17 protein-coding genes are annotated in these 19,646 nt (G+C 35.2%); 7 read left to right on the top strand and 10 right to left on the bottom strand.

The features are described 5' to 3' along the window. Positions 1–145: 145 nt before the first annotated feature. On the bottom strand, positions 146–712 hold the full coding sequence (locus E0F91_RS06545; protein ID WP_132065524.1) for a DUF3109 family protein: 567 nt from the start codon (positions 710–712) through the stop codon (positions 146–148). An 87-nt stretch (positions 713–799) separates the two neighbouring features. Continuing rightward, on the bottom strand, positions 800–1,618 hold the full coding sequence (locus tag E0F91_RS06540; protein WP_132065523.1) for a hypothetical protein: 819 nt from the start codon (positions 1,616–1,618) through the stop codon (positions 800–802). Between the two features lie 185 nt (positions 1,619–1,803). Here E0F91_RS06540 and E0F91_RS06535 point away from each other — a divergent pair, with 185 nt between their 5' ends. The 3 genes from E0F91_RS06535 (at position 1,804) to E0F91_RS06525 (ending at position 3,311) form a co-directional block, all read left to right on the top strand. Beyond that, the gene (locus E0F91_RS06535) at positions 1,804–2,379 is read left to right on the top strand and encodes a MarC family protein (protein WP_231379743.1); all 576 of its coding nucleotides are present in this window, start codon (positions 1,804–1,806) and stop codon (positions 2,377–2,379) included. Positions 2,380–2,499: 120 nt separating this feature from the next. Continuing rightward, positions 2,500–2,700 carry a hypothetical protein gene (locus E0F91_RS06530; protein ID WP_066080695.1) on the top strand — a complete coding sequence of 67 codons (201 nt, stop codon included), beginning with the start codon at positions 2,500–2,502 and terminating at the stop codon, positions 2,698–2,700. A gap of 5 nt (positions 2,701–2,705) precedes the next feature. Beyond that, positions 2,706–3,311, top strand: a complete 606-nt coding sequence (locus E0F91_RS06525; protein WP_132065522.1) for an FAD-dependent oxidoreductase — start codon at positions 2,706–2,708, stop codon at positions 3,309–3,311. Between the two features lie 201 nt (positions 3,312–3,512). Here E0F91_RS06525 and E0F91_RS06520 read toward each other — a convergent pair whose 3' ends face one another. The 3 genes from E0F91_RS06520 to E0F91_RS06510 are packed head-to-tail and all read right to left on the bottom strand — an operon-like array spanning position 3,513 to position 6,123. Next, positions 3,513–5,081: a S41 family peptidase gene (locus E0F91_RS06520; RefSeq protein ID WP_132065521.1), complete on the bottom strand. Its 1,569-nt coding sequence runs from the start codon at positions 5,079–5,081 to the stop codon at positions 3,513–3,515. Positions 5,082–5,095: 14 nt separating this feature from the next. Beyond that, positions 5,096–5,527: a deoxycytidylate deaminase gene (locus tag E0F91_RS06515; RefSeq protein WP_132065520.1), complete on the bottom strand. Its 432-nt coding sequence runs from the start codon at positions 5,525–5,527 to the stop codon at positions 5,096–5,098. A 2-nt stretch (positions 5,528–5,529) separates the two neighbouring features. Then, the gene (locus E0F91_RS06510) at positions 5,530–6,123 is read right to left on the bottom strand and encodes a HupE/UreJ family protein (RefSeq protein ID WP_132065519.1); all 594 of its coding nucleotides are present in this window, start codon (positions 6,121–6,123) and stop codon (positions 5,530–5,532) included. Between the two features lie 179 nt (positions 6,124–6,302). Here E0F91_RS06510 and E0F91_RS06505 point away from each other — a divergent pair, with 179 nt between their 5' ends. Continuing rightward, on the top strand, positions 6,303–6,734 hold the full coding sequence (locus E0F91_RS06505; protein ID WP_132065518.1) for a tellurite resistance TerB family protein: 432 nt from the start codon (positions 6,303–6,305) through the stop codon (positions 6,732–6,734). A gap of 47 nt (positions 6,735–6,781) precedes the next feature. Here E0F91_RS06505 and fbp read toward each other — a convergent pair whose 3' ends face one another. Further along, a complete protein-coding gene (gene fbp / locus E0F91_RS06500) occupies positions 6,782–7,801 on the bottom strand; it encodes a class 1 fructose-bisphosphatase (RefSeq protein WP_132065517.1) in 1,020 nt (339 codons plus the stop codon). Positions 7,802–8,057: 256 nt separating this feature from the next. On the opposite strand from fbp, the gene E0F91_RS06495 reads away from it, so the two are divergent. From E0F91_RS06495 to E0F91_RS06485, 3 genes are all read left to right on the top strand, one after another. Next, a complete protein-coding gene (locus E0F91_RS06495; RefSeq protein ID WP_132065516.1) occupies positions 8,058–8,567 on the top strand; it encodes a GNAT family N-acetyltransferase in 510 nt (169 codons plus the stop codon). 60 nt (positions 8,568–8,627) lie between these two features. Continuing rightward, on the top strand, positions 8,628–9,884 hold the full coding sequence (locus tag E0F91_RS06490) for an aspartate kinase (protein ID WP_132065515.1): 1,257 nt from the start codon (positions 8,628–8,630) through the stop codon (positions 9,882–9,884). A 189-nt stretch (positions 9,885–10,073) separates the two neighbouring features. Continuing rightward, a complete protein-coding gene (locus E0F91_RS06485; RefSeq protein WP_132065514.1) occupies positions 10,074–13,511 on the top strand; it encodes a hypothetical protein in 3,438 nt (1,145 codons plus the stop codon). A 211-nt stretch (positions 13,512–13,722) separates the two neighbouring features. Here the strand turns inward: E0F91_RS06485 and E0F91_RS06480 are convergent, their stop codons facing one another. From E0F91_RS06480 to E0F91_RS06465, 4 genes are all read right to left on the bottom strand, one after another. Further along, positions 13,723–13,929, bottom strand: a complete 207-nt coding sequence (locus E0F91_RS06480; protein WP_132065513.1) for a hypothetical protein — start codon at positions 13,927–13,929, stop codon at positions 13,723–13,725. A gap of 219 nt (positions 13,930–14,148) precedes the next feature. Further along, positions 14,149–16,086 carry an OmpA family protein gene (locus tag E0F91_RS06475; RefSeq protein ID WP_132065512.1) on the bottom strand — a complete coding sequence of 646 codons (1,938 nt, stop codon included), beginning with the start codon at positions 16,084–16,086 and terminating at the stop codon, positions 14,149–14,151. An 11-nt stretch (positions 16,087–16,097) separates the two neighbouring features. Continuing rightward, complete coding sequence (locus tag E0F91_RS06470; protein ID WP_132065511.1) at positions 16,098–17,027, bottom strand: PorP/SprF family type IX secretion system membrane protein; 930 nt, start codon at positions 17,025–17,027, stop codon at positions 16,098–16,100. A gap of 49 nt (positions 17,028–17,076) precedes the next feature. After that, positions 17,077–19,646: tandem-95 repeat protein (locus E0F91_RS06465; protein ID WP_132065510.1), on the bottom strand; the 2,570-nt coding region annotated here is incomplete at its 5' end.

Below are 19,646 nucleotides of genomic sequence, written 5' to 3'. Positions count from 1 at the left end.
TAACAAATAGAAAAACAGGAACACTTTTCATACAAATTTTAAAGTACTGAAAATGAGTGATTTGAAAATCAAAAACAGCAATGAAGTACCGTAAAATATAGGATTTTTTAAATGTAATACTAAAGAAAAAGAGTTTTTTTGAAAATTATTTTTTCATGTCTGCAGCTACCTTTTCTAGCTCAGCGTACCAGTCTTCACCAAACCTTCTCACTAAGGCTTCTTTGACAAATTTATATACCGGCACTTCAAGTTCCTGACCTAAAGAACAGGCTGGATCGCAAATATCCCATTTGTCATAATTAACGGCAGCAAACTCGGTAAAATCTTTTACACGAATGGGATACAAATGACAAGAAACTGGTTTTTTCCAATCAATAACACCTTGATTGTAGGCTTGCTCAATACCACACAATGCGGTTTTACCATCAAAAATCACATAGGCGCAATCTTTGTTATCAATTAAGGGAGTTTCAAGATCTCCATCAGTGCCTTTTACCCAAGTGCCCTGCGCTTCAATAGCAGCAATTCCCTGTTTGCGTAAAAACGGTTTGATCTTTGGATATATAGATTCGAGGATTTGAGTTTCCTCCAAACTTAATGGCGCTCCAGCGTCGCCGTCTACACAGCAAGCACCTTTACAAGCGGTCAAATTGCAAACAAAATCTTTTTCGAGTAAGTCTTCTGAGACGATGGTTTTTCCTAGTTGAAACATTTGGCAAAGGTATTCAAAGAAATTCAAAAAAGCACCTCAGCAAATCATAAAATTCGAAAACAAACTAGAAGAAAATTAAAAAATAATTTACATGAATTTATAGTCTGATTTCAGAAATTTACGTGTTTTTCTCTCTAAAACAACGCACTTCATCGTGGTAATTTTTCTTTTATCTTTCAAGTCCTTCATACTTAATGTCATCATCAAAGGTCGGTCTCCCGTTTTAAAATAGCGCTTTAATACATCCGGCGTTTTCTGTTTTTGTTGAGATCTAAACACATCCGAAAAATTAACCTTGGCCTCATTGGTATAATAAAATACCATCTCAAAATCCGCACTTGTAGCTTCAATCCCCTTACAGTTATAACCCATAATTATTTTATTGGGAAGCGGCTTGTATGAAAATCCGTCACTTACATTCTCTTTTGCTGTTATTTCGGAATAATCAGGCATTCTAGAAGCCATAGCAACCTTTTCTTTTCCTTGCTCAAAAGCAGTAATCATCAACTTATATTTGCTGTCAATTACCATAAACACCTCATCAGATTCGCCCATTTTGAAACCAAAATATTCCGCATTAGGCTCTAGAAAATAATCCATAATCATCGCCTTTTCATTTTCACTCTGAATTTCCAAAGAATAGTTCCAGCTGAACAAATAAAAATCTGGAACGAGAGAAGGATCAACCTTGTTTTTTCCATAAGCCATCGCTATGGCATCAGCATTCAGTGTCTTATCCATTGTTTTTTGCTTCTCTTCGTCAGTTGTATCAGTACTTTTATCAACTGCTTTTCGCGTTACATTATCTTGAATTTTTTTTTGAATTTTTTTCAAAATTTGCGCTTCTGCAGCGTGTACAAAAAGAAGCAACAGCACGATACTAAAAACCCATCGTATCTTTTTCATAGCAGTAAAATTTAAAATAATAACAAATTTACGAATTGATTATCAGATACTTAACCTTTATTAAAAATAAAAAATAACTTTTATCAGACAAAAATAAACGATGGAATAGTCCAATAAATTAAAAATCAACGTAGTCGATAACCAAACTAATTTCTATACTTTTGCAGTGAACAAACAAGCAAATTATGGAATTAGACATTAGAGAAATAATCACAGTAGGAATGGTACTTTTTGCCGTAATTGATATTGTGGGATCGATCCCGATAATTGTTGATTTAAGAGCAAAACACGGACATATTGAATCTGAAAAAGCAGCTATTGTAGCTGCTGTCATCATGATTGTTTTTCTTTTTGCTGGAGAAGAGCTTCTAAAATTAATTGGCATCGACGTCAATTCTTTTGCAGTAGCGGGATCTTTTGTCTTATTCTTTTTGGCGCTAGAAATGATTTTAGGAATCAGAATCTATCGTGATGAAGAAGCTAGTTCCGCCTCCATTGTCCCGTTAGCATTTCCACTGATTGCAGGAGCTGGAACCATGACTACCTTACTTTCCTTACGGTCTCAGTTTTATACTATTAATATTGTGATTGCCATAATTTTGAATATTATTTTGGTCTATATCGTTTTGAAATCTTCTTCAAAAATCGAAAAAATGCTAGGAGAGAATGGACTTGGAGTCATAAGAAAGACTTTTGGTGTAGTACTTCTGGCTATTGCTGTTAAATTATTCGCTGCTAATGTTAAAGGTTTGTTTGTCTAAAATATATTTTCATAAATTTACCCCATTATTTTACATCTTAAAAACTATCAGATTTTTAGAGAATTTTATTTCTGTGTAAAAAACCCCAACGATCTGTTCCTTTCAAAACAATTACGAATTATGAAAATTTTCACTAACATATTGGTGTTTTTAGCAATCGCTCTAATCCTATTTAATGTTACTTTACTGGATTTTAGAAATCCATTCCAAGGAGAGAGTGCTGTCGCTTTTATTGGAATTGCAGCTTCTTTTTGCGCTGTGATGATACTGTTGATCTTTAGAATATCCAAAAGAATTGAAGAGAAAACCAATGAAAAGTAATCATTGTGTTTGATGTTTTAATTATCGGAGGTGGCGTTTCAGGTATGTCATGCGCTCTGGTTTTGGGTTCTGCAAGAAACAAACCTTTTGTAGCTAATAAAAAAATCGGCATTTTTACACATCAAAAAACAGCTTCTCTTCAAGAAGCATTATTTAACAATGCATACGGAATTCCTGCAGGAACATTGGGATCTGACTTGTTGAAAGAAAGTACTAAACAGCTCTCAGAAACCTATCCGCAGGTGATACAAATTCCTAAAGAAAAAGTCCTTACAATTGAGGGCGAATTCCCGGAATTTACCATTACAACAAATAAAACAAGTTACAAAACCAGCATGATCGTAATTGGAGTTGGTGCTGCAAATACTTTTTCCATTCAAGGTGTTTTGCAGTATGTTGAACCTCACCAAAAATCGCTTCCAGAAAAACAGAGAATACAGTTAAAAAATAAAGATCACAAAGTTGCTGAAGGAATTTATGTAACTGGAACTTTAGCAGGCTGGAGAAGCCAACTGTCTATTGCAGCAGGAAGTGGTGCAGCAGTCGCAACAGACATTCTTACGATGTGGAATGACGGTGAGCAAACTCATGCTCACGACAGTATTAGATAATTAATTTTAGTTCGCATTTTAAAGGCGAAGTTCTAACGTATGCAAAAAACCTAAAACTCTTGCGTGTTGCGTTCTGTTTTTCACAAAACACATTTAGCCCTTGCTTTTTTTTCTAAATAAGACTACAGTACAGTGGCGAACTTGATACTAGTTCGTATACAAATACATTGTTTTTTTGTATTTTCCTCTCGAGAAAATCTTTTATTTCAAAACGGCTTTAATCATGGCATCTTCCGTTAAAATAATCTGATAGTAGTAAGTTTCACCAAACAGTTGTCGAGCAAACTCCGCATTCAGGTATCGCTTAACTAAAGATTTGCTTTTTCCAAAATTTAAATCTAATCCGTTGCCAAAAATAAACTTCTGAAAAGCGTTGAAATACACATCAGTCACCTTCATCTTAGTTTGAAACTGATCAAAAGACAAGCCTGTAAAAGCTCCCCTATTTTTATCCAATTGTTCGAATACAAAATTACCTACGATTCCAGATTGCAACAAATAAGCTGTACTTTCATTTCCGTGTTCTACTTCAAGAGGAACAAAAACATCTGGAACAATACCGCCTCCGCCATATACTAATTTACCTTTTTTGGTCTTAAATTTTATTGTATCCGAGACTTTTATACTGTCTTTATCAAATAATTCTCCATTTTCAAGACGTACTTCTGATTCTTTAAAATAAGCTTCATTTCCGTTAGAATATGGCTTTTGAATCGAGCGTCCTGTGGGTGTGTAGTATCTTGCAATGGTCAAGCGAACTGCGGAGCCATCAGCAAAATCCATTTCCCGTTGTACCAATCCTTTACCAAATGAACGGCGCCCTACTATAGTTCCTCTGTCATTATCCTGAATCGCACCAGCCAAAATTTCACTAGCTGATGCACTGTTTTCGTTGATTAAAACAACAACATTGCCTTTTTCAAAACTCCCTTTTTCAGTTGCAAATGTTTTGTCAATAGTCCCGTTTTTGCTTTTGGTAAAAACAATGAGTTGTTGGTCTGGTAATAGTTCATCAGCAATTGCTATGGCTTCTTCCATATAGCCTCCACCATTATCCCGAACGTCAATAACTAGTGTTTTAGCCCCCTGTTCTTTAAGTTTTCGTAAACCGATCATGAACTCGCGATAGGTAGTTTCGGCAAATCTATTGATCTTTATATATCCTGTAGTTTTATTTAAAAGTAAAGCAACATCAACACTTTTTATAGGAATAACATCTCGTTTAATTCTTACTTTCAATTTTTTGCGCTCTGATTTTCTATAAATGGTAAGCTCAATATCAGAACCTACTGTTCCCTTCAATTTAGCATACAAGCTATCAGTAGGCAATTTTCGACCAAATAATTTAGTTTTATCAGCATACAAAATTCGATCTCCGGATTGTATTCCTGCTTTTGCCGAAGGTCCGTCAGCAACAGGTTTTATTACTGCAACAGAATCTTTATACATGTAAAAATTCACGCCAATGCCCACAAAATTGCCTTTCATACTCTCTGCCACCTCCAGCTGTTCACTAGGTGGTATATAAACGGAATGCGGGTCAAGTTTTGCCAGAATATTATCAACCGTAAGATTTACGATAGAATCTGTATTGACATCATCGACGTATTCTTGGTCAATAAAATCAATCAGCTTATTGAGCTTACTTCTAGAATTATTTCTGTCTGAAAAGTCAGCTACCTTGGGAAAATTCAGCATTCCGCCCAATACAACACCCAGAGCGAGTGTTGTAAAAATAATAATGGGCAAATATTTTACATTATATTTCATACTAAGACAGCCTTTTATTCTTCTAATACTGGGATATGCTCTACCTCGACTCCTGCTTTTATCAAAAATTGAATGCCAGAATCATCCCGATATCCGTTGTGATATACTACTCTTTTTATTCCAGACTGGTGAATCAATTTACTACATTCCTTGCAAGGTGAAAGTGTAATATATAAGGTAGCTCCTTCACAAGACTGTGTAGAGCGGGCTACTTTTAATATTGCATTTGCCTCTGCGTGTAAAACATCCCAACGTGTTAATCCTTCCTCGTCTTCGCAACAATTCTCAAAACCTGTAGGCGTTCCGTTGTATCCGTCAGAGATTATCATTCTATCTCGCACAATAATCGCACCAACTTGTTTGCGTTTACAGTAGGACAGCAAACTCCATTCTTTGGCGATTCTAAGGTAGGCTTTATCGTATTTATTTAATTTTTTTTCGTTCATTTCTATCTTATCCAGATTTCACTTTCTATAATTAATGGTATCACAACTCCTATTATGAATGCAGACATTACTAAAGTCCAATCGCGCTTTGAGAATCTGAAAACGGTTTGGACAATATAGGATATTATCAAAACAACAAAAACCACTACAATTTGAGCCGCTTCTATTCCAAGCGCAAACTCGGATAATGGCAAAACTTTAGAAGCCGCATCTCCACCAAGAATTGATTTAAAATAATTTGAAAAACCCAATCCATGAATAATTCCAAAGAAAAGCGTGATAAAAAACACCACATTTATACTTTCTTTCTTGCTTGATTTTCCAGCCGTAAAAAGATTAAACAATGCGGTTATCAGAATCGTTATTGGAATTAATAATTCGACTACATTGACTTTTATAGCAATTATTCCAAAAACAGAAAGCATTAAAGCCATGGTGTGACCAATGGTAAAAAGGGTAACCAAAAGCACAACTCGCTTCCAATCCTTGAATGAGTACGGAACGGCGAGCGCAATTAAAAATAAAACATGATCATAAGCATGAATATCTAAAACGTGTTTTAATCCTATTTGAAAGTAAATCCAAAATTCTGACATCAGTAAAATATTAGGTTGGTAAAGGGGTTGTAAACATACGATTAATTTTGAAAATGATTGATTTGATTATTTAAATATATCCATTTTAAAAGGGATTGTAAAGAACAAAAAAATATAAAAAATATAAAATCATTAATTTAAAAATAGATTTATCTTTGCAGGATATAAAACCAATAATTATGTCATTTTCAGATTTATTTGATAGCGAATTTAAACAAAGAAATAAAGGTCATTTTGCATCAATTGTCCGCGTAGCGCTTACTGATGGGAAGTTTTCTCCAGAAGAAAAAGCATTTTTAGACAAACTGGCAATTCGATTAGAAATTTCTCTAGCAGAATATGAAGAAATTTTAGAGAATTCTTCAAATTACCCAATCAATCCTCCTTATTTATATGAACAAAGAATGGAGCGCTTGTATGACTTAGCACGTATTGTTCATGTTGATCATCATTTAGGCGATAAACAAGAGGCTATGCTAAGAAAAATTAGTGTAGGCTTAGGCTTTAATATTGAAAACGTACATTACATCGTTGACAAAGCACTTAAATTAGTCGATAAAGAAGTGGATTTAGATACCTTTATTTTTGAAATGCAAAACATGAATAAATAGTAAAAGTGATAAAAAAAGCTTCCGCCATGGCGGAAGCTTTTTGCTTTCTAATATTTGCTAAGTTTTGCTTTATGCATGAATTCTTCCGCTTTTTCTACCATATTAAAGCTTCCACAGAAAAAAGGGACCCGCTGATGCAATTCTGTTGGTTCAATTTCCATTATTCTATGAAATCCATCTGATGCTTTTCCTCCTGCTTGTTCCACAATAAAGGCTAGCGGATTACATTCATAAAGCAACCTTAATTTCCCCTTTGGTGCTTTAGAACTTGTTGGATATAAATAAATCCCTCCTTTGATCATATTTCGATGAAAATCAGAAACTAAACTACCAATGTATCGGGAAGTATAAGGCCTGTCGCCTTCTTCAAGTTGACAATATTTGATATAATCTTTAACTCCCTGTGGAAAATGAACATAATTCCCCTCGTTAATCGAATAAATATGTCCGTCTGTTGGGAAATGCATTTTTGGATGCGACAAATAAAAGGTTCCGATAGCCGGATTCAGCGTAAATCCATTGACTCCATGTCCTGTAGTGTAAACTAACATAGTCGAAGTTCCATAAATCACATATCCTGCAGCTACCTGATTGATTCCCGGTTGCAAAAAATCTTCCATAGTAACTGGAGTACCTATTGGAGTGATTCTCCTGTAAACAGAAAATATTGTTCCAACAGAAACATTTACATCAATATTAGATGAACCATCAAGTGGATCCATTAACACTACGTATTTGTTATTATGACTATTATCACTTCCTTCGACTGTAATAAAATCATCATTTTCTTCAGAAGCAATACCACATACTATTTCCCGGTTGATTAACGTTTGGATAAAAACTTCGTTAGCGTAAACATCCAGTTTTTGCTGATCTTCGCCTTGAATATTTTGTTCTCCAACAGCTCCAACAATGTCTACCAAACCCGCCTTATTTACTTTGTAGTTGACCACTTTAGCAGCCAAACGAATGGAGTTAATGATTCGGGATAATTCGCCTGACGAATACTGAAAGGCATTTTGATTTTCAATAATAAATTCTCCTAATGTTTTGTTGCGTTCTTCCATTCCGAAATCGATGTAGTTAATTTGAAGTCACAAATATCGTTTTTTTTGTGAAAATGATTTGAATAATATGAACTTAGTTTCTCACTATTGTATATTTGCTGAATAAAACATAAATTTAATAGGTATAGGTCTAATTTTATTGCGATTTTGAATCAATAAAATAAAATATTATGAAATGAACCTTTTTAGATTTGGACACGAACCATGCTGAAAACTTTGAATTTCTTAGCCCTACATCTACAAAAAACTACCGAACATGACTATTAGAAAAGGAACTCCCAATGATATGGCTGCGGTTTTGGGTCTGATCCAAGAATTAGCCGCATTTGAAAAAGAACCAGATGCCGTTCTTGTAACGGTAGACGATTTAATACGCGATGGTTTTGGTCCTGTTCCGCTTTTTCATGTTTTTGTAGCAGAAATTGAAAATGACTCGAGCGACAACCAACAAGCAAAGCAAATAGTAGGCATTGCATTGTATTATTACCGCTTTTCAACTTGGAAAGGAAAAACAATTCACCTAGAAGATTTGGTGGTTAAAGAGACAATGCGCGGTACAGGATTAGGTTATGCTTTGTATTCTGAAATCATAAAGCAAGGCAAGAAAGATCAGGTGCGGCGAGTAGAATGGAACGTATTAGACTGGAATACTCCTGCAATCGAATTTTATGAAAAATCTGGAGCTAAGGTTCTTCGTGATTGGTACGTGGTACAGATGGATGAAGCAGGAATAAACGATTTTGTTGAAAATAAAATAAGAAAATAAATTTCTAATACCACTTAAAAGTTAGGTTTTAGAGTTCAAAATAAAGGAATTTTTATTATTATGAGAGTATTTAAATTTGGTGGCGCATCCGTAAAAGATGCCGAGGGAATTAAAAACGTATACGACGTTCTTCAAAAAGTGGGTTATGAAGATGTATTACTTGTGGTTTCTGCTATGGGAAAAACGACCAATGCACTGGAACTGGTTATTAAAAATTATTTCGATAAATCCGCTGAATTAAATTCATCTGTTCAGGAAATAAAAAAATACCACAATCAAATTTTGTTGGATTTATTTGAGGATGAAAAAAATGAGGTTTTTGCTGCTGTAAACGTTCAATTTGCTGATTTGGAATATTTCCTAGCCCATAATAAATCTCCAAATTATAATTTTGTTTATGACCAAATTGTTAGTTATGGCGAGTTAATTTCGACCAGTATCCTGAGTCATTTCATGAATTTGATGGGTATTAAAACCCAATGGCTGGATGTTCGTAATTTTATAAAAACGGACGCTAATTATAGAGATGCCGAAGTAGATTGGGAATTGACACAAAAGAATATTGCCAAAAACGTAAAACGTAAAATACTGAATATCACACAAGGCTTCTTGGGTTCAGATGAGAATAATTTCACTACCACTTTAGGTCGTGAAGGTTCTGATTATACTGCCGCAATTTTTGCCTATTGCTTGAACGCCGAAAGCGTAACTATCTGGAAAGATGTACCTGGAGTGATGAATGCCGATCCAAGATATTTCGAAAACACAAGCCTATTAAATCAAATTTCATATCGTGAGGCTATAGAATTAGCTTTCTATGGCGCAACAGTCATTCATCCCAAAACGTTACAACCGCTACAAAAAAAAGAAATTCCTTTGTACGTAAAGTCCTTTATAAATCCTTTACTAAAAGGAACTAGCGTTTCAAAAGGCGCTGATTTAGAGCCCTATTTACCTTGTTTTATTGTCAAGAGAAACCAACTTTTGATTTCGCTATCTTCTATAGATTTCTCTTTTATTATGGAAGAAAACATTAGCGAAATTTTTGCGTTATTTCACCAATTTAAGCTCAAAGTAAATTTGATCCAGAATTCGGCTATTAGTTTCTCAGTATGTGTAGAGGATAAATTTGACAATTTCAAAGCATTAAATGCCATTTTATCTAAAAAATTTAAAGTAGAATATAATGAAAATGTGACATTATATACCATTAGGCATTTCAATGATTCAGCAGCACAAACAGTGGAAAAAGATAAATTGGTTTTGTTGAAACAAGTCAGTCGTGAAACAATGCAAGTTGTGACAAAAGAAGTTTAAACAAGCAATACCATTTTTAATAACGGGAATCAAAATCAGATTTTGATCCCCGTTTTTTTGTTTAAAAATGTAAAAAAAGAACAAAGAAGATTTTGTATGTCTTTATTTAAATCTAAATTTTCTGAGAAATACATATTCTGAATATCAAATTATAAATACTACTTTTGATACTTTCGAGTTATAGTATTTATGTTGAAAAAATTACTTTTCTGGATTATAATCAGTTGTTTTTCTGGGCTTCACGCACAGGAAACTACATCGCTGTACAAAACCAAAAAAATTCTTCCTTCTCGCGACACAATTTATATAGAAAGACAAAGCTTAAATTCCAGTTTTTTTAAATTGCTTGACGCCAATGGCAAACAAATCGACAGCACTTTGTTTGCCATAAATTTCGAAAAAGGAACTTTAATTTTAAAGGAGAACAGTGCTTTCGGTTCGGATTCTCTCACGCTACAGTATTTGAAATTTCCGGAGTTATTGACTAAAGAATACCGAATATACGAACCCAGCAAAGTGGTGAATAATGAAGCAGGATTAGACGAATTATATGTAATTGACAATAAAAATGTAAAAAAAAACATTCCTTTTGACGGATTAAATACCTCAGGGAGTATAACGCGAGGTGTGACTGTAGGAAACAATCAAAACGCTGTTTTGAACTCCAATCTGGATTTACAAATCACAGGAAAAATTTCAGAAAAAGTGAGTTTGAGAGCCTCGATACAAGACAGTAATATTCCGCTGCAAGACGGCGGCTACTCTCAAAAATTAGATCAATTTGACAATATTTTTATGGAATTATTCAGCGACGAATGGAATATACGTGCTGGTGATATTTTTTTAGAAAACAATAAAACACAATTCCTTAATTTCAATAAAAAAGTCCAAGGATTAGCCACAAATTTCAACTTTGGAACCGCATCAAATAAAACGAATGTTTTTGCATCTGCGGCATTGGTTAGGGGTCAGTACGCCAAAAGTGATATCCTAGGACAGGAAGGCAATCAAGGTCCGTACAAATTAAAAGGGCAAAACGGTGAATTGTATGTTCTGGTAGTTTCTGGATCAGAGCGGGTTTATGTCAATGGAATTTTATTAAAACGAGGTGAAAACAATGACTACATCATAGATTACAATGCTGGCGAAATTGTATTCACGCCGCTTTTTACTATTACTTCAGAAATGCGAATTGCTATCGAATACCAATATTCCGATAGGAATTACACGCGTTTTGTAACCTATGCCGGTGCTACCCATGAAAATAAGAAATGGAGTTTTGGTGGCTATTTATATTCGGAAAACGATTTAAAAAACCAACCGTTACAACAAAATCTTTCTCCTGAACAAGCCCAAATATTAGTCAATGCCGGAGATAATTCTACTTTAATGACTGCGCCTTCTGCGTATTCCGACACGTACTCTGAAAATAAAGTGCTGTATCGAAAAACAATAAGCAATGCGACTGAAATTTTCGAATATTCAAATGACCCGCAACAGGAATTATTTAATGTCCGATTTACTCTTGTAGGCTCAAAAAACGGGAACTATATTCTTTCTAATGCAGCAACAATAACCCGAGTTTATGAATTCATTGCTCCTATAAACGGCATTCCTCAAGGGAATTACGAACCTATAATCCAACTGATTGCACCTACGAAAGTTCAAGTAGCTACTTTTTTAGGAAAATACAACCCCGATGAAAAAACAGCTGTTGATTTTGAAATTGGCATCAGCAACAATGATAAAAATTTATTTTCTGCCATCGACGATGCAAATAACAAAGGCTTAGCCGGCAAAATAAATGTTAAGCAACGTATTTTTTCTAAGAGATGGAAAATGGATGCTTTTGCCAATTATCAATTTATTCAGAATAATTTCAGTTCAGTGGAACGGATTTATAATATAGAATTTGATAGAGATTGGAACTTAGGTACTGCGGGTATTGGAAATCAAAGTCTACTCGTTTCAGGATTGCAATTGGACTTAAATTCAAAATCCAAAGACAAAGGATTGCTCGCATATCAGTTTGAAAAATTGGACTTTTCTGAAAATTTTTCAGGAAGCAGGCAAGTTTTAAATGGATTATTTAAAGTTAAAAATTGGACTTTTCAAAATCAAGGGAGTTTCCTAAAAAGTGATGCAACTATTTTGTCTTCGAAATTTTTAAGAAACCAGTCTCAAATGCGTTTTCATTTCGATAAAAATTGGGTTGGATCTAGCTTGCGCTTAGAGGACAATCAGGAAAAAAGCAAAACGACAAATCAGTTTACGGCTTTAAGCCAAAAATTTACAGAATATGGTCTTTACGCTGGACGTGGCGATAGCACCAAAGTTTTTGTAGAATTAGGATATCTTAGAAGAACCAATGACAGCTTGCAAACCCGAAGTTCCGAAAATTTGATTCAGCGTGTAAATTCCTCCCATACTTTTATGCTAAAATCCAAAGTGATTCAAACCAACAAGAGTGATTTGTCCATCTATGCCAATTACAGAGTCTTAGAATTTGTGGACGCTACACGAAAAAAAGAACCCACATTGAATTCCAGAATCGTGTACACAGATCGTTTTTTTAATCAATTAATACAAAGCACCACGGTTTATGAAACGAATTCCGGAAGCATTCCACAACAGGAATTTACGTACCTGGAAGTTCCCGCGGGACAAGGTGTTTATACTTGGAATGATTATAATGGGAATGGGATCCAGGAATTGCAGGAGTTTGAAATTGCTCCGTTTATAGATCAAGCCAAATTCATTCGCGTATTTTTACCCAATAGGATATATATAAAAACACATCAAAATAAGTTCTCACAATCCATAACCTTAAGCCCAAATCAATGGCAAAACGAAAAAGGATTGAAAAAATTACTCTCTTATTTTTATAATCAAACTGCTTTTATAATCGATAGAAAAAATAGAAATGACGGTGCTAATTTTGAATTAAATCCGTTTAGCGGTTCTAATGTGAACGTGCTGGGATTAAACTCCAGTTTAAGAAACAGTTTATTTTACAACCGAGGGAAGCAAAACCACTCTACAACGTATTCATACTTTGAAAACAAAACTAAAAACTTATTATCTATTGGTTCTCAAGAAGCCACAAACAGTTCCCATCAACTGCAATACAATCATTTATATAAAAAAAGTTGGCTTTTTGGTTTTTTTACCAAAACCATTCGTACCGCCATTGAATCTGAGAATTTCCCCGAGAAAAACTTTGACATCAACGGCTATCAATTGGCTCCAAAAATCAGTTATTTATTTTCAAAAAGTACTAGCTGGGATCTTTTTTATGAATTGCAAAGAAAAGAAAATCAGATAGGCGTTTCGGAATCGCTGCTGCAAAATCGTTTTGGGACTGCTTTTTCGTATGCAGGAACTAAAAAGTTCACAATGAACGGAGAGGTTTCTTTTTACCAAAACAAATTTGAAGGAAATGAATTTTCTGCTGTTGGGTTTCAAATGCTGGAAGGATTGCAAACCGGACAAAACTTGACTTGGAGATTGCTTTTACAAAAAAACATAACGCAGTTCTTAGACGTCAACTTGAATTACCAAGGGCGAAAAAGCGAAACAAGCCAAGCCATTCATACCGGAAACGTTCAACTAAGAGCTTACTTTTAAGAATGATTTATTCATAACTTTTAGTAGATATAACTTAAAATTAAGTGATTATAATAAAATCACTTTTATTCTTCTCTTCGATTATTTTGTCTGTAATATTGAAAGTCAAACAAATTACAGCTAAAAAAAGAGCAGCAAAAGCTAAAACTAAAAATGCGACTCGTGCCAAATAAAACGCAGCTGCAAAAATGAAATCAGCTACTGATAAAATCTAAACTGCTAAAGAAAAAGCAAACACGGCAAACACAACTATTAAAGAGAGAGCAACAAAAGTGAAAGCAAAATCCACAAAGAAAGAAGCAACATCTACAAAATAAACTGCCACCAAGATCAAAGCTGAAACACCAGAAAAAAAAGCAATAACCGCCACATCAAAAGCTAAAACGTCTAAAATCAAAGCTGAATCAGCAAAAAACAAGAGAACCAACTGAAAAAGCAACTTAAGTAATCAAATAACAGGATAATACAGCTAAAAAAGTGTATACAAGCCCTATATTACGTTAACGGAAACGGAAAAAAAATGTATTTACAGCATTTAACATCATTTTAAACCCGAGCTAAAAAGACTATTGACTAAAATGTTCCTTTTTATTGAGGTAATGCGGTTAAAATAGTTAGCATTGATTATCAGCGTTAATTAAATAGATGTAATAATAAACTCACTTCTTCTATTTGCCTGATGCTCCTCTTCGCTGCACTTTACATTATCTGAACATCCATTGATAAGTTGGCTTTCTCCAAAACCTTTACTAGTTAATCTATTCTGCTCTATTCCATTTTTTACCAACCAATCTAAAGTGGACTTCGCTCTATTTTCTGATAAAATTAAGTTATTTTTTGCAGATTGGCGACTATCTGTATGCGATCTAATATCTATTTTGATTGCTGGATATTGTCGCATTACTAGAGCTATTTTTTCAAGTTGAAAGGCAGCATCTTCTCTGATAATCGATTTATTTAAATCAAAATAAATAACAGGTATATTTAATGTTAACGCTAAATCCATACCTACCTTTATTGGAATCATTCTGCGAGTTAAAGATAAAATTAGCTCACTTTCTCCAGATTTTTTGGGTACATAAACAGTACCCTCCGTTGTTTCGTAGCCCTCCTTTTCTCCTCTTAGATGATAGGTTCTTCCACAAATAACATCAAATTTATAACGTCCATTATCCTCTGATAAATAGTGTCCAATCAATTCATATTTTTCATCTAAAAGCGATAGTTTAGATTGAGAAATAGCCATCGACGTTTCTTTGTCAACGACACTAGAGGTTAAAATTTGATCACAACTTAATCTTTTCGTTTCAATAAATTTGTACAAATCATCGTATCCTTTGCCTCCTTCCCGATTGGAAGTAAAAAAACCTTTTCTCTTATTACTGTCGATAATTAAGCCAAAATCATCTTGGCCACCATTAACCGGAGCCCCTACGTTTTGTACTTCAGCAAACGTATTGTCCTTTTCTATTTTCGCAACAAAAATATCCAATCCTCCTAGACCTGGTCGTCCATCAGTTGCAAAATAAAGCTCTCCATCGTCGCTAATAAAAGGAAATGTTTCGCGTCCTTCAGTGTTTATTACTTGACCTAAGTTTTCAGGAAATCCATAGCTTCCATCGCTATTTATTTGTACTCGATACAAATCAGACTGCCCAATGGTACCAGGCATATTAGATGCAAAATACAGCGTCTTTTCGTCTTTACTTAAAGCGGGGTGAGCTACGCTATATTGATCGCTATTAAATGGTAATTCTATTGTATTGACCCACTTACCATCTTCAAAACTAGCTCTGTATAATTTTAGCAAAGTAATTTTTTCGCTGTTTTTACCTATCTTTCCGTTTAAATAATTATTCCTAGTAAAATACATCGTTCTACCATCTTTGGTAAAAATTGGAGTAGATTCATGAAATTTTGAATTTATGCTTTTGCTAAATCTTTTGGGTTCGCTTAGAGTTCCCTCTAAAGTTATCTCCGAACTGTACAAGTTAGTGTACGATTGGTTATTCCATTTATATAATTCGCTAGCTGTTCGTGCAGTATCCCTGGCAGAAGCGAATACCAGTTTATTATTATAAAAAGCGCTACCATAATCTGAAAATTTGCTATTAATTACGGCATTTTCAATCTCGTACCTGCCTGAATTAGCTTTAATTTCTTGGAGGTAATTCCTTTTTAAATCGGACCACTTTGCTCTTTGTTCATTGATAGCTTTTTGCCTAAATACGGCTAGTACTTTATCCGACTTATCATAATCACCTATTGATTTTAAGGTTTGTGAATATCGATATAAATATTCAGATTCTTGATTTTGATTCAAATCAAAAAGTTGTTTGTACCATTTAGCAGCATGAATCAAATCTGCATTAAAATAATAGGCATTACCTAGTCGCTGAAACATTTTTTCATCCTTATACCCTTTTTCCGCAACTTGTTCATATATAGCAATAGCATCAATATAAGCTGCCTTATCATATTGCTTATCTGCATCTAAGATTTTTGTTTTTTGGGCACACACTATCATGGTATTTATTCCCAAAATTATATAAAAAACTAGTCTATTGATTTTCATAGTAGTTGGATTTAAAAGAACCGCGGAGAACTCATTTGATTGAATCGGTTAAACACTTCAAACCTCATAAATATTTCATGAGAACCTGAGTTATAATTGGACAATCGAGTAGTTTCTAGATCATAGGAGTAGCCAAAAAACCAAGATCTACTAGTTTGGAATCCAACCATTGCACTAACAGCAGCACTCAAACGATAAGAAAGCCCGGCAACAAACTTATCGTTCATCACGAAATTTGCAGATAGATTTACTTGTAATGGTGCTCCTTGTACTAATGAGGCTTGTATTGTAGGCTTAAATTTAACTCTGTAATTCATATCTATTACATGGCCTCCTATCAAATAAAAATGAACTCGCTCAATGGCAACATGACTGCTATTGGTAGTTCCAGCTGATCTATCAAAATACTTCGTTTGTAACAAATTTGGCGCTGAGAGGCCTAAATAGCTTGTGTCTGAATATAAATACAAACCTACTCCCACATTCGGTGAGAACTTATTATCTATGTTGCTATCAAACTGATAATCATTTAAATCTCTTATATTTAATTTTGTAAAGTCAATATTTAATAAATTCGCGGTTGCTTTTAACCCAAAAGCTAACTTATAACTATATGAAATTGGAATAGTATACGAGAAATCTGCACTAATGGTACTTTCCTCTGAAGGCCCTATTCTATCATTAACAAACGAAACTCCTATACCAACCTTACTTTCGTTAATAGGCGCACTAATAGATGCTACATTTGTGACTGGCGCACCATCAAAACCTGTCCATTGTGTTCTATGTAATACAAAGATACTCATCGATTCCCTCGAACCCGCATATGCCGGATTGACAGCAATTGTGTTATACATATATTGTGAATATTGCGAATCTTGTTGGCCGTAGCTTACTAATACTAAAGCAAGTAGTAGTAAAAGTGATAATTTTGTTTTCATCTCCATGTTTTTTTTTAGATATTTTTTTATACAATTGCACCTACTCTATTTAGTGTTTTATGTACAAATAGCCCTTCTTTTCAATTGTTGTTGATGAACTATCTTTATATCTTAGAACATAAAAATAGGTGCCTTCTGGTAATTTTTCTGATTTATTGATAGTAAGTCTTCCTTCGGATACACCTCTAAAAGATCTTTCTAAATTGTCGTAATTATCTCTCTCGAAAACCAGTACACCCCAACGATTATAAATCGACACATTATTATCTGGGTAGCATTCTAAACCTTGTATATAAAAAATCTCATTATCATTACCGCCATTTGGTGTTAATCCGTTAAACACTTCGATTATACAGCCTTGTATATTCACTATAGTAGGATTATTACTGTCGTCATCCAATTCATCCGATAAATCGGTTATTACTTCATCTGTAGGACTCAAAGCAGTAACTGTTGCTTGATTAGAAACACTTCCTGCAATTATATCGGATTGAATAATAGTATAAATTGCTGAATATGTGGAATTATCTGTAGCTCCAACAGCTAAACTTTGAATTGGAGATCCCATTAAAACTAAACCTGCTAAGTTATCAGTAACAGTAACATTCCTTAGAGTAACATTTCCAGTGTTAGAAATTCTAAAATTGTACACAATTGTCTCGCCAGCTTGCGCAAAGCCATCTCCATTACTATCGTTGAACATTGCTGTTTTTATGATAGAAATACTCGGTTCTTGCATCAATGGTGTTATTGTACAAGTCAAACATGTAGGATCAACTGGACAAATTGAACAAGGAGTAGGGTCCGTAGAGTTTGCACTTGCTGATGTAGCTGAAACAGTTGCAATATTGTATACATATCCGCTATCTATGTCCGCTTGAGTTATTACATGATTTGCACTATATGCTGTTGAATTTGTCACTCCAGCAGCTAATGATGGTATTGGAGCACCTACTACAACCGCGTTATTATCAATTAAAACAACATTATTAAGATCGACATTACCGGTGTTTTTGATATTAAAGGTATATTTAATTAAATCACCTACATTAACTTTATCATTATTATTTGTATCGATAAAAAGATCTTCTTTACTTACTGTCATACTTGAAACATTAATCGCAAATACTATAGTTATATTTACTGTTGCTTGATCTGTATCACCATCAGAATCTGTCATCGAATAGATAAAACTATCTGAACCACTATAATTCAAATTTGGCATGTAACTAAAATCTCCATTACTTTCCATTTGTACGACACCGTGAGAAGGATTACTAAATAATGACCAAATATTACCTCCATCGCCAGATAAAATATCATTACTTTGAGCGCTTCCCGAAATGATAGTATTTACATTTCCCGAAACTAAATCATCAACGGCTACCGCCGCATCATTGACTGCCGTTACTGTGATGGTAAGGGTTGCCGTATTGGAGGTGGCTCCAGTGTCGTCGTTTACGGTATAACTCAACGTGCTAGTTCCATTGAAGTTGGGTGCGGGTACGAAGGTGACTAAGCCGGTGTTCGATACACTATAGCTGCCTTCGCCTGCGATAGTAAAAGTGGTTTGTATGCCCAGTGTAGCAGGGTCTAAATCGACGGTGCTCGCGTCTACCGTTCCATCTATATCGGTGTCGTTGGTGGTTACATTGATGCTTACTGTGGTGTCTTCAAGGGTAGTTACACTATCATCAACGGCTACCGCCGCATCATTGACTGCACTTACTGTGATGGTAAGGGTTGCCGTATTGGAGGTGGCTCCAGTGTCGTCGTTTACGGTATAACTCAACGTGCTAGTTCCATTGAAGTTGGGTGCGGGTACGAAGGTGACTAAGCCGGTGTTCGATACACTATAGCTGCCTTCGCCTGCGATAGTAAAAGTGGTTTGTATGCCCGCGGTAGTAGGGTCTAAATCGACGGTGCTCGCGTCTACCGTTCCATCTATATCGGTGTCGTTGGTGGTTACATTGATGCTTACTGTGGTGTCTTCAAGGGTAGTTACACTATCATCAACGGCTACCGCYGCATCATTGACTGCCGTTACTGTGATGGTAAGGGTTGCCGTATTGGAGGTGGCTCCAGTGTCGTCGTTTACGGTATAACTCAACGTGCTAGTTCCATTGAAGTTGGGTGCGGGTACGAAGGTGACTAAGCCGGTGTTCGATACRCTATAGCTGCCTTCGCCTGCGATAGTAAAAGTGGTTTGTATGCCCGCGGTAGTAGGGTCTAAATCGACGGTGCTCGCGTCTACCGTTCCATCTATATCGGTGTCGTTGGTGGTTACATTGATGCTTACTGTGGTGTCTTCAGCTGTGCTCGCACTATCATCAACGGCTACCGCTGCATCATTGACTGCCGTTACTGTGATGGTAAGGGTTGCCGTATTGGAGGTGGCTCCAGTGTCGTCGTTTACGGTATAACTCAACGTGCTAGTTCCATTGAAGTTGGGTGCGGGTACGAAGGTGACTAAGCCGGTGTTCGATACACTATAGCTGCCTTCGCCTGCGATAGTAAAAGTGGTTTGTACGCCCGCTGTAGCAGGGTCTAAATCGACGGTGCTCGCGTCTACCGTTCCATCTATATCGGTGTCGTTGGTGGTTACATTGATGCTTACTG

Source organism: Flavobacterium sandaracinum (genome assembly GCF_004349135.1).
Lineage (GTDB): Bacteria > Bacteroidota > Bacteroidia > Flavobacteriales > Flavobacteriaceae > Flavobacterium > Flavobacterium sandaracinum.
The sequence above is the reverse complement of the archived record's forward strand: the minus strand, read 5'-3'. Positions and strand labels throughout refer to the sequence as shown.

Coding starts and splice junctions, on each gene's coding strand:
- E0F91_RS06470 (WP_132065511.1), bottom strand. CDS start 17,027: ATGAAAACAAAATTATCACTTTTACTACTACTTGCTTTAGTATTAGTA.
- E0F91_RS06535 (WP_231379743.1), top strand. CDS start 1,804: ATGGAATTAGACATTAGAGAAATAATCACAGTAGGAATGGTACTTTTT.
- E0F91_RS06485 (WP_132065514.1), top strand. CDS start 10,074: ATGTTGAAAAAATTACTTTTCTGGATTATAATCAGTTGTTTTTCTGGG.
- E0F91_RS06520 (WP_132065521.1), bottom strand. CDS start 5,081: ATGAAATATAATGTAAAATATTTGCCCATTATTATTTTTACAACACTC.
- E0F91_RS06540 (WP_132065523.1), bottom strand. CDS start 1,618: ATGAAAAAGATACGATGGGTTTTTAGTATCGTGCTGTTGCTTCTTTTT.
- E0F91_RS06515 (WP_132065520.1), bottom strand. CDS start 5,527: ATGAACGAAAAAAAATTAAATAAATACGATAAAGCCTACCTTAGAATC.
- E0F91_RS06505 (WP_132065518.1), top strand. CDS start 6,303: ATGTCATTTTCAGATTTATTTGATAGCGAATTTAAACAAAGAAATAAA.
- E0F91_RS06495 (WP_132065516.1), top strand. CDS start 8,058: ATGACTATTAGAAAAGGAACTCCCAATGATATGGCTGCGGTTTTGGGT.
- E0F91_RS06545 (WP_132065524.1), bottom strand. CDS start 712: ATGTTTCAACTAGGAAAAACCATCGTCTCAGAAGACTTACTCGAAAAA.
- E0F91_RS06510 (WP_132065519.1), bottom strand. CDS start 6,123: ATGTCAGAATTTTGGATTTACTTTCAAATAGGATTAAAACACGTTTTA.
- E0F91_RS06530 (WP_066080695.1), top strand. CDS start 2,500: ATGAAAATTTTCACTAACATATTGGTGTTTTTAGCAATCGCTCTAATC.
- E0F91_RS06490 (WP_132065515.1), top strand. CDS start 8,628: ATGAGAGTATTTAAATTTGGTGGCGCATCCGTAAAAGATGCCGAGGGA.
- E0F91_RS06475 (WP_132065512.1), bottom strand. CDS start 16,086: ATGAAAATCAATAGACTAGTTTTTTATATAATTTTGGGAATAAATACC.
- fbp (WP_132065517.1), bottom strand. CDS start 7,801: ATGGAAGAACGCAACAAAACATTAGGAGAATTTATTATTGAAAATCAA.